This window comes from Hansschlegelia quercus (assembly GCF_004310425.1).
In the GTDB taxonomy this organism is placed as follows: domain Bacteria; phylum Pseudomonadota; class Alphaproteobacteria; order Rhizobiales; family Methylopilaceae; genus Methylopila; species Methylopila quercus.
Genome location: NZ_SIUB01000002.1, coordinates 144,040 through 158,269 on the forward strand (window position 1 = coordinate 144,040; position 14,230 = coordinate 158,269).

General features: G+C 67.5%; 11 protein-coding genes and 1 tRNA gene. 8 read left to right on the top strand and 4 right to left on the bottom strand.

Going from position 1 to position 14,230, the window contains the following annotated elements; translation table 11 throughout:
• Positions 1–112: 112 nt before the first annotated feature.
• Entirely contained in the window at positions 113–1,165 is a 1,053-nt protein-coding gene (gene argC, locus EYR15_RS04740) for an N-acetyl-gamma-glutamyl-phosphate reductase (protein ID WP_131001757.1), read from the top strand.
• Positions 1,166–1,390: 225 nt separating this feature from the next.
• On the opposite strand, the gene phaC is transcribed toward argC, so the two are convergent.
• Positions 1,391–3,127, bottom strand: a complete 1,737-nt coding sequence (phaC, locus tag EYR15_RS04745; RefSeq protein ID WP_245498152.1) for a class I poly(R)-hydroxyalkanoic acid synthase — start codon at positions 3,125–3,127, stop codon at positions 1,391–1,393.
• A gap of 622 nt (positions 3,128–3,749) precedes the next feature.
• Between phaC and EYR15_RS04750 the strand changes: the two genes are divergently transcribed.
• The 7 genes from EYR15_RS04750 to EYR15_RS04780 all read left to right on the top strand — a co-directional run bounded on the left by EYR15_RS04750 (position 3,750) and on the right by EYR15_RS04780 (position 10,594).
• The gene (locus EYR15_RS04750) at positions 3,750–4,004 is read left to right on the top strand and encodes a hypothetical protein (protein ID WP_131001759.1); all 255 of its coding nucleotides are present in this window, start codon (positions 3,750–3,752) and stop codon (positions 4,002–4,004) included.
• Positions 4,005–4,123: 119 nt separating this feature from the next.
• The gene (locus EYR15_RS04755; protein WP_131001760.1) at positions 4,124–5,341 is read left to right on the top strand and encodes an LL-diaminopimelate aminotransferase; all 1,218 of its coding nucleotides are present in this window, start codon (positions 4,124–4,126) and stop codon (positions 5,339–5,341) included.
• Between the two features lie 39 nt (positions 5,342–5,380).
• Positions 5,381–6,691: a homoserine dehydrogenase gene (locus tag EYR15_RS04760; RefSeq protein WP_131001761.1), complete on the top strand. Its 1,311-nt coding sequence runs from the start codon at positions 5,381–5,383 to the stop codon at positions 6,689–6,691.
• 38 nt (positions 6,692–6,729) lie between these two features.
• The gene (glpX, locus tag EYR15_RS04765; RefSeq protein WP_131001762.1) at positions 6,730–7,776 is read left to right on the top strand and encodes a class II fructose-bisphosphatase; all 1,047 of its coding nucleotides are present in this window, start codon (positions 6,730–6,732) and stop codon (positions 7,774–7,776) included.
• Between the two features lie 62 nt (positions 7,777–7,838).
• Positions 7,839–9,662, top strand: a complete 1,824-nt coding sequence (gene recJ, locus EYR15_RS04770) for a single-stranded-DNA-specific exonuclease RecJ (protein ID WP_131001763.1) — start codon at positions 7,839–7,841, stop codon at positions 9,660–9,662.
• A 131-nt stretch (positions 9,663–9,793) separates the two neighbouring features.
• Entirely contained in the window at positions 9,794–10,456 is a 663-nt protein-coding gene (locus EYR15_RS04775) for an exopolysaccharide biosynthesis protein (protein ID WP_131001764.1), read from the top strand.
• Positions 10,457–10,519: 63 nt separating this feature from the next.
• Positions 10,520–10,594: transfer RNA gene (locus tag EYR15_RS04780), tRNA-Glu, on the top strand.
• 204 nt (positions 10,595–10,798) lie between these two features.
• On the opposite strand, the gene EYR15_RS04785 is transcribed toward EYR15_RS04780, so the two are convergent.
• The 3 genes from EYR15_RS04785 to EYR15_RS04795 form a co-directional block, all read right to left on the bottom strand.
• On the bottom strand, positions 10,799–11,962 hold the full coding sequence (locus tag EYR15_RS04785; RefSeq protein WP_131001765.1) for a DUF2865 domain-containing protein: 1,164 nt from the start codon (positions 11,960–11,962) through the stop codon (positions 10,799–10,801).
• 123 nt (positions 11,963–12,085) lie between these two features.
• Positions 12,086–13,054, bottom strand: a complete 969-nt coding sequence (locus EYR15_RS04790) for a glycosyltransferase family 2 protein (RefSeq protein WP_131001766.1) — start codon at positions 13,052–13,054, stop codon at positions 12,086–12,088.
• Positions 13,038–14,219, bottom strand: a complete 1,182-nt coding sequence (locus EYR15_RS04795) for a glycosyltransferase family 87 protein (protein ID WP_165455426.1) — start codon at positions 14,217–14,219, stop codon at positions 13,038–13,040. Before EYR15_RS04795 ends, EYR15_RS04790 begins: the two co-directional genes overlap by 17 nt.
• Positions 14,220–14,230 lie beyond the last annotated feature (11 nt).

The window sequence follows — 14,230 nt, forward strand, 5'->3', positions numbered from 1 at the left end:
AAGCGACGATGCGGGATCGTCATCCAAGTCCAGCGCGGATCATGCTAGACGCCACATTCTGAAGACGATCCCGGCTCCGCAGCCGGGATGACGCCTGCGTGTGAGGCATGAAATGGCCGACCTCATCAACGTCGCGATCCTCGGCGCCTCCGGCTATACGGGCTCTGAACTCGTGCGCCTGCTGCTGCGCCATCCCCGCGTCAAGATCGCGGCGCTGACCGCTGACCGGAAGGCAGGGCAGGCGATGGCGGATGTGTTTCCGCAATTCGCAGGCGTCGAACTTCCGCGGCTGATCACGATCGCGGAGATCGACCTTGACGCCATCGACCTCGTCTTCTGCGCTCTGCCGCACGGTACGACGCAGGGGGTGATCGCTGGCCTGTTCGAGAAGAAACAGACGCTCAAGGTCGTCGATCTCTCCGCTGACTTTCGTCTCGCGGACCCCGCGGACTACGAGACCTGGTACGGCCATCCGCATCAGGCGCTCGAACTCCAGAAGGAGGCGGCGTTCGGCGTGACCGAGCTGAACCGCGACGCGATCGCAGGGGCTCGGCTCATCGCCAATCCCGGCTGCCATTCGACGACCTCGATTTTGCCCATCGTTCCGTTGCTACGTGAGAAACTGATCGATCCCGATAACATCGTCGTCGTCTCCGCGACCGGCATGTCCGGGGCTGGGCGGGCGGCGAAAGAGGAGATGCTGTTCTCGGAGGTTTCCGAGGGCGTGCATGCCTATGGGGTCGGCAAGCACCGGCACACGTCGGAGCTCGATCAGGAATTCGACAAGGCCTCGGGCCGACTGTCCCGGGCGACCTTTACGCCGCTGCTGATCCCGATGAACCGCGGCATCTACGCGACGGTCACAGTGACGCTGGCTGCGGGCGCAACCGCTGAGAAACTGCACGAGACGCTGACCGAGACATATGCCGGCGAGCCCTTCATCGCCGTGCTGCCGTTCGGCAAGGTCCCGCAGTCCCGCCACGTGCGCGGTTCGAACTTCGTCCAGCTTGGCGTGGTGGCTGACCGCGGGCCCGATCGGGCAATCGTGATCTCGACGCTCGATAACCTCGTGAAGGGCGCGTCGGGGCAGGCGGTTCAGAACATGAACGTGGTCTGCGGATTCCCGGAGACCGAAGGGCTGGAGAGCCGCGCCGTCTTTCCGTGACATGTCAGGTCTTTGACGCGGATCAAAGCGCCGCGGCGTCGCGCTGGAATGATGTCCTCCTCAATGCAAGAGGAGAACGTCATGCCTTTCGAAACGATCGTTGTCGTCGCCGCAGTGCTCTCGATGTTCGGCGTATTTGCGGGCACGCTTGCCTACGGCATGACGCGCTGAAAGCGTCCGCGAGAGACGGCGCGGGGCCGGACAAGAAGATTGCCTCGCGTCTCTCTACGCCTTCACCTTCACGTAGCTACCCGGCGCGTCGTCGATAGCCGGGTAGGGGCCTTCGCCGGGGACCCGCGCGGCCACCATCGTCGCGTCCGCCGCCGCAAGCCAGGCGCGCCAGTCCGGCCACCACGAGCCCGGCTTCTCCTCCGCCGCGGCGATCCATTCATTGAGGCCGCCTTCCGCCGCCTCCCCGGTCCAGTGCTGGTATTTAAGCCGCGCTGGCGGGTTCACGACCCCTGCGATGTGGCCGGAGCCTGCGAGCACGAAGCGCACGGATCCTCCGAACAGCCGGCTCCCGTCGTAGACGGACGTCGCCGGCGCGATGTGGTCTTCGCGCGTCGCCACGCTGTAGATCGGCGTCTTCACCGTCTTGAGGTTGAGCTTCTTCCCGAGGATCTCCATGCGTCCCCGCGCGAGGTCGTTCCGCAGATAACAGCGTCGAAGATAGAAGGAGTGGTTCGCCGCCGGCATCCGCGTCGCGTCGGAATTCCAGAACAGCAGGTCGAACGGGAAGGGCGCCTTACCCTTGAGGTAGTTGTTGACGACATAGGGCCAGATCAGATCGTTCGAGCGAAGCATGTTGAAGGCGTTCGCCATTCGTGCGCCCTCAAGGAAGCCGACTTCCTTCATGTGCGCTTCGACGGCCGCGATCTGCTCCTCGTCGACGAAAACCTTCAGATCGCCCGCATTGGTGAAGTCGACCTGAGCCGTCAGCATCGTCGCGCTTGCGACCCGATGGTCACCGCTTGCGGCCATGTAGGCGAGCGTGATCGCGAGCAGGGTGCCGCCCACACAATAACCCACCGTATCGACCTGATCGACGTCGCAAATCTCCCGTGCGACGTCGATCGCGCGCATGATGCCGTCGCGCATGTAGTCGTCGAAGCTCATGTCCGCATGACGCTGGTCGGGGTTGACCCACGACACGCAGAACACGGTCAGCCCCTGTTCCACGGACCACTTGATCAGGCTTTTGTCGGGCGTCAGGTCGAGGATGTAGAACTTGTTGATCCAGGGCGGCACGATCACCAGCGGCCGCGTTCGGACCATCCCGGTCGACGGCGCATACTGGATGAGCTCGAACAGCTCGTTGCGGTAGATCACCTTGCCCGGAGAGACCGCGAGATTGCGGCCGACTTCGAAATCCTTGGGGTCGGTCTGACGGATCCGCAGGTCGCCGTTGCCGGCCTGGATGTCCTCGGCCAGCATCCGCATGCCGCGAACGAGGTTCTCGCCCTTCGACGCCAGCGTCTCGCGGATGAGCTCCGGGTTAGTTGGCACGAAGTTCGAGGGCGAAAGCGCGTTGGCGATCAGCTTCACGTAGAACGCCGCCTTGTGGCGAACGTGCGGGTCGAGATCCTGGGACTGGTCGACCATCCGCTCGGCCCAGCCGGACGTGTGCAGATACGCCTGCTTGAGGAAGTCGAAGATCGGGTGCTCGGACCATTCGGGGTCCTTGAAGCGAGAGTCGCGTGGATGCGGCTCGACGACCGGCTGTGCGGCTTGGCCCGAGAGGCGCTTGAGAGTCCCGGTCCAAAGCTCGAGAAAACCTCCAGCCAGATCCCGCTGCGCTTCGGCGACGCGTGCGGGATCGGCGAGCCAGCTCTCCACGACCTGTCCGAGCGTGCGGACGATGTCGACCGCCTGCTCCGCGCCCGAAGCCGCCCGCTGGCCGGCCTCCCGCGGCTTCATATACGCCGAAAGCGCGGCGCCGCTCGCCTCCCAGAAACCCGCCATGTTCTGAGCGAAGCGTTCAACCTCAGGAGTCAGAAACGGGTTCGCGTCGTCTTGATGGGCCGTCTGCTCGAAACTGGAAGCTGACGGATTCGGTTCAGGCTTCTGCGGCCGAGACTTCCCGCGCGGCGCAGCTTTTGGCGCATCGCCCTCGGCGGCCGCAGGCTTCGAAGCGGAAGTGTCAGCCGCGGCAGACTTCACGGCCTTCGGCTTTGCGGCCTTAGCCCGGACAATCTTCGGCTTGGCTGACGCGGGCTTTAAGGCGCTCTTGGCTGGCGGCTGATCCGCCTTCGCCCTCCGCGCCGACGGCTTCTTGGTCGGTTTGGAAACAAGGGACGGAGAGGCCGAGCTCGGACGGGGGATCGCAGGCTTCGCGCTTCGCGTCTCGTCGGCCGCGAGCGGCTGCTCGACTGCCGACTTCGGTCTCCGGCTCACGGCCTTGCGGCCCATGCCGACCTCCTCGAGTCATCCTGCCCCGGTCGTCCGGTCTTCGCCGAAGCGTTTCCGCGGCTTGCGTCCGTCCCTGTTCCCATGAGAATAGGCGCAAGCCGCTTGTCACGTCACGGGCGGCGTTAGCTTGACGCGAAATTTCGCGTCTTCCCGCCTGATCGAGACCATGAAGCCGATGAGAGCATCCGGTGTGTTCGTCCGCTTCGCGCTTGTGACGGCCGGCGCGCTCGCGCTCGCGCTCGCGGGCTGCGGCAAATACGGGCCGAAGGGCGACCGCGGGTTGCCGCCGCCGCCGACGGGCCTCTCGACGCCTCGCGTTTATCCCGACCCGGGAAGCGATCCGAACCGGCCGCTGAAGTCGCAGGCCGAGCAGCGCCAACTCCAGGCCGACCTGCTCGCCCGCAAGCGTCAGCCGCGGGCCGCTCGCTGAGCGCAGCCGCTTTCGACCAATGACGCGCGGCGCGGGTTTGCCGCAATGGTCCGCCTGAGGTATTCCGTCGGGACTGTGGGATCGCGCGGGCGCGGCCCCGAAACCCCGCGAATCAAGCCATGTCCGAATTCCACTCCGTCCGGCGTCTGCCGCCTTACGTCTTCGAGCAGGTCAACCGCGTGAAGGCCGCCGCCCGAAAGGGAGGCGCTGACATCATCGATCTCGGCATGGGCAATCCTGACCTGCCGACGCCCGAGCATATCAACGCCAAGCTGATCGAGGCGGTGACCAAGCCGCGCACGAACCGCTACTCCGCCTCCAAGGGCATCCCCGGCCTGAGGAAGGCGCAGGCCGCCTATTACGCCCGCCGGTTCGGCGTTAAGCTCGATCCCGATACACAGATCGTCGCGACGCTCGGCTCGAAGGAAGGCTTCGCCAACATGGCGCAGGCCATCACTGCGCCCGGCGACGTCGTGCTCGCCCCTAACCCGAGCTACCCGATCCACGCCTTCGGCTTTCTGATGGCGGGCGGCGTGATCCGCAACGTGCCGGCGACGCCGGGTGCGGACTACTTCTATGCGCTCGAGCGGGCCGTGATCCATTCGATCCCGAAGCCGATCGCGATCATCACCTGCTATCCGTCGAACCCGACGGCGGAGGTCGCCGACCTCGATTTCTACAAGGACGTCGTGCGCTTCGCGAAGCAGCACGACCTCTTCATCCTCTCGGATCTCGCTTATTCCGAAATCTATTTTGACGGGGACCCGCCGCCCTCAATCCTGCAGGTCCCCGGCGCGATGGACGTCGCGGTGGAGTTCACCTCGTTGTCGAAGACCTATTCCATGCCCGGCTGGCGGGTCGGCTTCGCCGTCGGCAATGAGCGCCTGATTGCGGCGTTGGCGCGGGTGAAATCCTATCTGGATTACGGCGCTTATACGCCAATCCAGGTCGCGGCCACGGCCGCGCTGAACGGGCCGGACGATTGCATCGCGGAGATGCGGGAGATCTATAAGAAGCGGCGGGACGTCCTCGTCGACAGCTTCGGCCGCGCAGGCTTCCCGGTGCCGAGCCCAAAGGCTTCGATGTTCGCCTGGGCCCCGATCCCCGAGAAGTTCCGCGCGCTCGGCAGCCTCGAATTCTCGAAGCTGCTCGTCGAGAAGGCCTCGGTTGCGGTGGCGCCGGGCATCGGCTTCGGCGAACACGGCGACGAGTTCGTCCGCATCGCGCTGGTCGAGAATGAGCACCGCATCCGTCAGGCCGCGCGCTCCATCCGGCGCTTCCTTGAAACGGCGGACGAGACGTTGCACAACGTCGTCCCGCTCGCCGCGGCCCGCTGAGAGGCGGACGCGCCCCTACCATTCACGGAAACTATCGAGATGCCCGAACCCTTGAGGGTCGGCGTCGCCGGCCTTGGCACGGTGGGCGCGTCCGTTGTCCGCGTGCTGACCGAGAAGGCCGACGAGATCGCGTCCAAGGCCGGGCGGCCTGTCGTCGTCACCGCCGTCTCGGCTCGTGACCGGAACCGGGCTCGGGGGATCGACCTCTCCAACGCCGCCTGGCACGTCGATCCAAGCCAGCTCGCCCGCTCCAACGAAGTCGACCTCGTGGTGGAGCTGATCGGCGGCGCGGAGGGCGCGGCGCGCGCCTGCGTTGAAACCGCGATCGAAAGCGGACGCCACGTCGTCACCGCCAACAAGGCGCTGCTCGCCAAGCATGGCCTCGCGATCGCAAAGGCGGCTGAGGAGGCAGGCGTCGCGGTCGGCTTCGAGGCGGCGGTCGCCGGCGGCATCCCGATCGTGAAGACGCTGCGCGAGGGCTTGGCCGGCAACCGGATCAGCCGCGTCTTCGGCATCCTCAACGGCACGTGCAACTACATTCTGACCCGGATGGAGAAGGAGAAGCTCGGCTTCGCAGAGTGCCTCGCCGACGCGCAGAGGCTCGGCTACGCCGAGGCCGATCCCACCTTCGACATCGGCGGCTTCGACGCGGCCCACAAGCTGGCGCTGCTCGCGACGCTCGCCTTCGGCGTGGAGGTCGATGCGGACGGGATCTATGTCGAGGGGATCGCATCGATCACGCCGCTCGACCTCGAAATGGCCGAGGAGCTGGGCTTCCGCGTTAAACTGCTCGGCGTCGCGACGCGCACGGAGACGGGCGTCGAGCAGCGGGTGCACCCCGCGATGCTTCCGAAGGACAGCGCTATCGCGCGGGTCGACGGCGTGACCAACGCGGTCGAGATCGACGGTGACATCGTCGGCGCGCTGATCCTAGCCGGGCCAGGCGCGGGCGGCGACGCGACGGCCTCCGCGGTCATCGCCGACATCGTCGATGTCGCTCGCGGCCTAAGGCTTCCTGTCTTCGGCGTGCCGGCGAAGTCCCTCGCCGCGCCGACGCGGGCCCCGATGGCGACGCATAAGGGCGGCTATTACATACGTCTTTCGGTTATCGACCGCCCCGGCGCCGCCGCCGCGATCGCGACCCGAATGGCGGAACAGGGCATCTCCCTCCGCAGTATCGTGCAGCGCGCACAAGAGCCTGACGGTGAGCGGGCCAGCGTCGCGCCGGTCTCGGTCGTGCTGATCACCTACGCCACCAACGAAGCGGCCTTGCGCGCCGCTCTGGACGCAATCGAAGCGGACGGGCATATCGACGGGACGCCTCAGGTCATACGAATCGAAAAACGCTGAGGTAAGACGCGCAAAGACGCGTCAGAGGAAACGGCAGAATGGCCAAGAACGTCGCTGCCAGGCGTAATGTGGTTCCGCTCAGGCGCTCGCGCGGCGGGCCTCTCGTCACCCATCACGAAGTCATCAACCGTGCGCTGGCTCTGGAGCTCGTGCGCGTCACCGAACACGCTGCAGTCGCGGCCGCGCGGCTGCGGGGCCGCGGCGACGAGATGGCGGCCGACAAGGCCGCGGTTGACGCCATGCGCCGCGAGCTGAACCAGCTCGCCATCCACGGCACGGTTGTCATCGGCGAGGGCGAGCGCGATCAGGCGCCGATGCTGTTCATCGGCGAGGAGGTCGGCGATCTCAGCGGCCCGCGCGTCGACATCGCGCTCGATCCGCTGGAAGGCGCGACGCTCTGCGCAAAGGGCCAGCCCAACGCCATCGCAGTGATCGCTATGGCGCAGCCCGGATCGCTGCTGAACGCGCCCGACTGCTACATGGATAAGGTCGCGATTGGGCCGGGCTATGCGGAGGGGATCGTCAGCCTCGACGCGTCGCCTGCCGAGAACATCTACCGCCTCGCGAAGGCCAAGGGCGTCGCGATCGACGAGATCACCGCCTGCATTCTCGACCGCCCGCGGCACGCCAAGCTGATCGCAGCCGTCCGCGCGACGGGCGCCGCCGTGCGCCTGATCACCGACGGTGACGTCGCCGCCGTGATCGACGTCACCGATCCTGCGAAGACCGGCGTCGACATCTATCTCGGCGTCGGCGGCGCGCCTGAGGGCGTCCTCGCCGCGGCCGCTCTCAAGTGCATGGGCGGGCGCATGCAGGGCCGACTGATCCTCGACACGCCCGAATCCCGCCGCCGGGCGGAAGCGATGGGCATCGACGACTTCTCACGGGTTTACGACGTCGACGATATGGCGTCCGGCAACGTGCTGTTCGCAGCCACCGGCGTCACTACCGGAGGGTTGCTCGCGGGCGTCCGCTTTGGTCCGCAGGGCGTGACCACCGACACGATCGTCATGCGCTCCTCCACCGGCACGCTTCGGCGGATCCGCGCCGAGCACGGGCTGACGGCGAAGTTCTCCGCCGACTGAGCTGACGAGGCGCGCGACCGCTCGGTTCGGTCTATGATTCCGCGCATGAAGAATCACCCGAGATGACGGCGGCTTTCGCGCTCGCCCGACCCACCGCGGAGGCCTTCCTCGGCGTCGAAAGCTCGTTCTCGGGCCGCGTCTGGCGCGACCGGCTCGACCTGAAGGGCCGGGCCGCTGCGGCCGAAATCGTACGCGACCATGGCCTCGCCGATCTGCTGGCGCGCGCGCTCGCAGGCCGGGGCGTTACGAGCGCCGACGCGGCCGCCTTTCTTGAACCTTCGGTCCGCTCTCTAATGCCGGACCCTTCCACACTGACCGCGATGGACGCGGCCGCCGGTCGCCTCGCGGACGCGATCGAACGCGCCGAACATGTCGCGGTCTTCGGCGACTACGACGTCGACGGCGCGACCTCCGCAGCCTTGCTCGCGGGCTTCCTGCGCGAGGCGGGGGCCGAGGCCCGCGTGCACATCCCTGACCGGATCTTCGAAGGTTATGGGCCAAATACCGGCGCGATCGACGGTCTCGCGGACGGTGGCGCGACGCTTCTCGTCACGGTCGATTGCGGGTCGACAAGCTTCGAGCCATTGGCGCACGCCCGCGCCCGTGGGCTCGACGTGGTGGTGCTCGACCATCACCAGGTCGGCGAGGCGCTCCCCGAGGTCACGGCGCTGGTCAATCCGAACCGGCAGGACGATCTTTCCGGCCTCGGTCATCTCGCCGCCTGCGGCGTCACCTTCATGACGCTGGTGGCGACGGCCCGGGAACTGCGTCGTCGAGGCTTCTGGGCGGCGCGGGGACGGGAGCCCGACCTGTTGTCGCACCTCGACCTCGTGGCGCTCGGCACGGTCGCCGACGTCGTGCCGCTGGTCGGGCTGAACCGGGCCTTCGTTGCGAAGGGACTGATCGCGATGCGCCGCCGCGAACGGCTCGGCCTGCGCGCGCTGATGGACGCCAGCCGGCTCGACGGCCCGCCGGCGCCTTACCATCTCGGCTTCCTGCTCGGTCCGCGCATCAACGCCGGCGGACGCATCGGCGACGCCGGGCTCGGCTGCCGGCTGATGCTGAGCACGGACGAAACGGAAGCGCTCAGCATCGCGGCCGAACTCGACCGGCTGAACGGCGAACGGCAGGCGGTCGAACGCGCCACGCTCGATGAGGCGGAAGCTGAGGCAAGCCTATCGGTAGGGCCGCAAGGCGAGGGCGCCGCGACATTGGTCGTGTCGGGCGAGGGTTGGCACCCCGGCGTCGTCGGGCTCGTCGCAGCGCGGCTGAAGGAGAAGTTCCGCCGGCCGGCTTTCGCGATCGCCTTCAACCCCGATGGCGTGGGAACCGGCTCCGGCCGTTCGATCCAAGGCGTCGATCTCGGCGCCGCCGTTCGCGCGGCGGTCGAGGAGGGGATCGCCGTCAAGGGCGGCGGCCACGCCATGGCGGCGGGAATCACCTTACGCGCCGAGCGCCTCGGCGCTTTCCGGGCCTTCCTGGACGAGCGCCTGGGCGCTTCGGTCGCCCGTGCACGCGGTGAGCGAGCCCTGCATGTCGACGCCGCCCTGTCCGCAGCCGGAGCGACGACCGACCTCGTACGCGATCTTGAGCGCGCGGGTCCATTCGGCTCTGCGGCGCCCGAACCCGTGCTCGCGCTCGCCGGCCACTCGGTCGCTTCCGCGGATGTGGTGGGGCAGGGTCATGTCCGCCTGCGCCTCAAGGCCGGTGACGGCGCCTCGGTCAACGCGATCGCTTTTCGCGCTGCCGAAAGCGACCTCGGGGCTTCGCTGCTCGGCGCGCGCGGAAATCGCATCCACGCTGCCGGCACGCTGACGATAGACCGGTGGGGCGGTTCGGAGCGGATCAGCTTCAGGCTGATCGACGCCGCGCGAGCGGAGACATGACGAAGCGGCGCTCACCGGAAAATGCTTGGGCGGGCTCGTCGCGGCGCCACCTCAAGTCCATGTTCCCGCGCTAGAACCTCAGTTCGTCGACAGTCCTGCCTGGCGCGCTGCGCCCGACCTTCCGGAGATTCGTGAGCAACGCCGCCCAGCCATCGCCCGAGGCCGAGCCCGCTGAGGCGCCTCATCGCGGTTTTTCCGACGTGCTCCAGGAACTTGCGCAGAGCGACCGCGAGCGCGTCAGCGTCGCGGCCATTCTCGACGCGTTCGGCGACCGGGCTTTTGGCGCGCTTCTGCTCGTGTTCGCGCTGCCGAACGCGCTGCCGATGCCGCCCGGCACCTCGGCCGTGCTCGGGGCGCCGCTGGTGTTTATCGCGTTTCAGCTGATGGTCGGCCGCCAGGTGCTCTGGCTACCCGGCTTCATTACGAACCGCTCGCTCAAGCGCGCCGACTTCGCAACGCTCGCCTCCCGCGTCGGACCCTGGATCGAGCGGCTGGAGCGGCTCCTGAAGGCCCGCTACCCGCTGCTGAGCGCGCCATTCGCCGATCGCCTGACAGGCGCCGCCTGCTTCGTGCTGTCGCTCATCCTGTTCCTGCCGATTCCCTTCGGCAACATGCCCCCGGCCGCCGCCATAACGGCCTTCGCTCTTGGGGTCATTGAACGGGATGGCGTGGCCATCGCGGTCGGCTGGTTCGGGACCGTCGTCAGCATCCTGATTCTGGCCGCCTTATCGACCGCGATCGGGACGGCGATCTCGTCCTTCTCAGATCCCGTGATGCGCTTCTTCGGGTTCTGAGAAGAGCTTCATTCGGCGGCTTGCTCCGTCCGATGAACCCCCCTATACGTGCCGTCGCGCCAAGCGCCCTTCGTCTATCGGTTAGGACGTCAGCCTTTCACGCTGGAGAGACGGGTTCGACTCCCGTAGGGCGCGCCACATACCCGCTGATCGTCCACTTTGCGGCGAGCCGGGGCGCCTATCTCTGTTACCCCCGTGCCAGCGGACCGCCATCTCGCGCTGAAGACGAAGCCCGCACACCGTCCATATTACCCGAACCCCCATGCGCTCCGGCATGGTCTAGCTGAGGCCAAGCTCGGATCGCTGTGAGCGTCGTCGCTGCGCGATACTTCAAGCACGCGGTCAGCGAACGCCGGGCGCAGGCTCCATGGTCGGGCCGTCTAGCGGCCGACGCTCGACGCCGCCGCGCTCGGGCTGGGGGTCGTCGAGGATGATCACGTCCTTCGGCACGGAGCGGCGAGCCTGGGACGGCGCGGGGGAATCGAGGGTCGTCTCCGGCGCAGCCTCGGGGGCGGGCGCCTCCGGCTTTTGGGATGGGCGAACCTGCGCCTGCGCGTCGCCGGAGCGCTGAGGACGCGACATCTCATGCGCCTTCTGCTCGTCGACGACGATGTCGCCCTTCTTCACCGTCTTGTCCTCGACGCCGGAGAGCGCCTCGGCCCAGTTCATGCCCTCGGGCTTGCATGAGCAGCCGGCAACGAACTCCTTGCGGTAGCGAAAAGCATTCTCGAGTTTGGCGTAGGGTTCGCCGTCCACGCTCGATGCTTGCTCCATCTGCCCGCCGGGGTTGGGATAGGCGAAGAGCTTGGCTTCGGCGCCAGGGCAGGTCGCTTGGCAGATCGCCTCGTCGCGCTCGAAGGCGTTACGCGTCGTCTGGAAGGAGATCGGGAAGAAGAAGCCGTCGCAGGTGCGGACGCAGACCGTGCGGAAGGTCGATACGCGAGGAGTCTCGCTCGGGGCCATTTCCGGCTCGATCACCGTCTCTTCCTGCGGCTGCTCTGAAGCGCCGCCGCCGAACAGCATCTCGAAGAAGCCCTTGCGCTCCTGCTGGGGCGCCGCGACTCGGCGTTCGACGAGGCGGTATTGGGGGCCGCAATTGTTGCGCGCTAATGCGATCAGCACCTCACGCCGACGCGGATCTCCGCCGCCACCAGGCTGCTGCTGGGCCTGCGCGGCCTGAGCGCGCGCGCGTTCGACGCCAGCTTCCAACTGCTTGATGCGATCGCCGAGCGGGCGACATTCGGGCGGCGGCGCCGGCATGAAGAACAACCGCGGCCCGCAGCCCAAGGATTTCGACTGCGCATTGGCGCGGTCGAGATCCGCCTGCTGGCGCGCGACATTCTGCGCGAGTTGGCGCCCGTCGGCCTGCTTGGGGCGGCCGAGCGAGGCGAGCTGAGCCTCGAGCCCCAGGCACTGCTCCGAGCCAGGCTGCTGCGCAAACGCGCTCGAGGCGGCGAAAACCGCCGCCATCAGCGCTGCCGCCGCGGCGGCGAAGGTCGACCTCATGCACGATCCCATGCGCGACTCGACGCGCGTTACGCCCAAGACTGTTTAACCGCTTAGCGGAGCGGCGCACAGAGGCGGCGGAATGAGATCGAAGTGAGGCCGTGGGCCGAGCGAGGATTTGCTTCAGGCGCCTTTCAGCTCGAGATAACGCAACCGCTTGGCCTCGCGCCGACCTTCAGCGACCGCATCGACGATGACGCCGCACACGAGGCTTAGCACGGAGAGCTGCATGACGGTGGCTGCGAGGATCGCCGTCGGGAACCGGGGCACGAGGCCGGTTTCCAGATAGGTCAGGATCACGGGCAGGCCGAGGATCGTCGATGCGGTCGCGAGGCCGAGCGCGATCGTCCCGAAGAATTTGAACGGCTTCACCGCCCTGTGCATCATTGCGATCGTCCAGAGGATCCGGAAGCCGTCGCGGAAGGTTGAGAGCTTGCTCGCCGAATTCTCCGGCCGCTTGCCGTAGCGCACCGGGATCTCCGCGACCGAGAGGCGCAGGTCGAGCGCGTGGATCGCGAGCTCGGTCTCGATCTCGAATCCCTTCGAGGCGGAGGGAAAGGATTTGGCGAAGCGCCGGGTGATAACGCGATAGCCCGACAGAATGTCGGTGAAGCCCGGGCCGAAGAAACGCTCGACGACCTTGTTGAAGAGCCGATTGCCCGCCGCGTGCCCCCGTCGCGCCAGCATGCCTTCGCCCTCGCGGGCGCCGACGACCATGTCGAGCTGTTCGGAGATCAGACGATCGATCAGAACGGGCGCGGCCAGCGGATCGTAGGTCAGGTCGCCGTCCGCCAAGAGGTAGAGGTCGGCCTCGACGTCGGCGAGCATCCGGCGCACCACGGCGCCCTTGCCCTGCCGTCGCTCGCGTCGGACGATCGCGCCGGCCTCGAGCGCGCGCTCGACGGTGCCGTCGCGCGAATTGTTGTCGTAGACGTAGATGTCGGCGCCCGGCAGCACCATCCGGAAGCTGCGCACGACATCGGCGATTGCGGCCTCCTCGTTGTAGCAGGGCAGCAGCACCGCGACCTTTAGCGGCGTGGCGCGCGGCTTGGTTTCGGTCTGGTCGCGAAGGCGTTCAACGGCCGACGGCATGGGCGAATGATCCGGACTGCGTGACGGACGCGCCGCCGCGGCGGAGCGCGGCTGCGAAGAGGGCGGCTATGGCGAAGAGTCCAAGCGGCAGATGCGTGGCCTCCGCGACCGTGCGGGCGACGAGCGGCGACAGATAGACGAAGGCGAGCACGACCGTCTCGCCGCGTCGCCATCCAGTGGCGGACGCGTCGCGGACCAGGAAGGCGAGGGCGGGTGCCAGCAGCATCATGTCGTAGTCGAGCGCGTAGGGGGTCACGAGCAGCGAGCCCGCGAGCAGCGCCGCCGCTTTTGGCCCAAAGGGCGCGTCGCCTCGCCAGAGCCGAACGATGAGGACGACCGTCGCAAAGGCGACGATTCCCTGCACGGCATAGGCGGCCGGGACGCTCGCGCCGAGCCCGCGCGCGGCGGCGAACGCGGTGACGATCTTGTGCCAGCCCGTGTCGCCGGCCTCGAGCACGACAGTGCGGGTGAAGGTTCCGCTCGCGAAGAATCCGGCCCATGCCTCCCAGCCGAACGCCGCAAGAGACAGCGCGGCGGACGTGGCCGCGGCCGCGGCTGCGGCGAAGAACGTCGGCCAGCGGCCAGAGGCGATCAGCGCCAGCGGGAGAAGGGCTGCGAATTGCGGCTTGTAGGCGAGGAGCCCGAGCAGCGCCCCGGCGAGCAATGGTCTGCGGTCGAGCATGACGAGCCCAAGCCCGAAAAGGCCCGCTGTCAGGAAGCCGTTATGGCCGTGCGTGAGGTTCACGAACACGGCGGGGAAGGCGACCGCCGCAAGCAGCACGGCGCGGCGCGCGCCCAAAATCCTGACGATGGCCGCGAGGTAGAGCGGCAGCGTGGCCGCCTGCCAGACGATCAGAGCAGCGATATAGGGCAGGGCCCCAAGCGCCGCCGCCAGAAACAGGAACATCGGCGGATAGTGCCAGCCGTAAAACGGCACGCCTGCGCCGAAGCGCTTCACCTGCTCGGCGTAGTGGGCGGCGAGGTCGTAAGGAGCGGCGGGAGCGCCTTCGAGCACGAGCCGGCCGGCGGCCCAGACGTTCGAGAAGTCCGTTCCCAGCGGGCGGCCCAGCGCGTCAAGTCCGTTCGAGGACGTCGCCCACATGGCGCCGATCGCGACGACATAGGCCAAGACAAGCCCGCCGCAGACGAACGGCGCGCGCTCCATGATCGCGGCAG

Bases quoted from the DNA above. Each gene is read 5' to 3' on its own strand.
- glpX (WP_131001762.1), top strand. From the start codon at position 6,730: ATGGCCAAGAACGTCGCTGCCAGGCGTAATGTGGTTCCGCTCAGGCGC.
- EYR15_RS04795 (WP_165455426.1), bottom strand. From the start codon at position 14,219: ATGGAGCGCGCGCCGTTCGTCTGCGGCGGGCTTGTCTTGGCCTATGTC.
- phaC (WP_245498152.1), bottom strand. From the start codon at position 3,127: ATGGCGGGTTTCTGGGAGGCGAGCGGCGCCGCGCTTTCGGCGTATATG.
- EYR15_RS04750 (WP_131001759.1), top strand. From the start codon at position 3,750: ATGAGAGCATCCGGTGTGTTCGTCCGCTTCGCGCTTGTGACGGCCGGC.
- EYR15_RS04785 (WP_131001765.1), bottom strand. From the start codon at position 11,962: ATGAGGTCGACCTTCGCCGCCGCGGCGGCAGCGCTGATGGCGGCGGTT.
- EYR15_RS04760 (WP_131001761.1), top strand. From the start codon at position 5,381: ATGCCCGAACCCTTGAGGGTCGGCGTCGCCGGCCTTGGCACGGTGGGC.
- recJ (WP_131001763.1), top strand. From the start codon at position 7,839: ATGACGGCGGCTTTCGCGCTCGCCCGACCCACCGCGGAGGCCTTCCTC.
- EYR15_RS04755 (WP_131001760.1), top strand. From the start codon at position 4,124: ATGTCCGAATTCCACTCCGTCCGGCGTCTGCCGCCTTACGTCTTCGAG.
- argC (WP_131001757.1), top strand. From the start codon at position 113: ATGGCCGACCTCATCAACGTCGCGATCCTCGGCGCCTCCGGCTATACG.
- EYR15_RS04790 (WP_131001766.1), bottom strand. From the start codon at position 13,054: ATGCCGTCGGCCGTTGAACGCCTTCGCGACCAGACCGAAACCAAGCCG.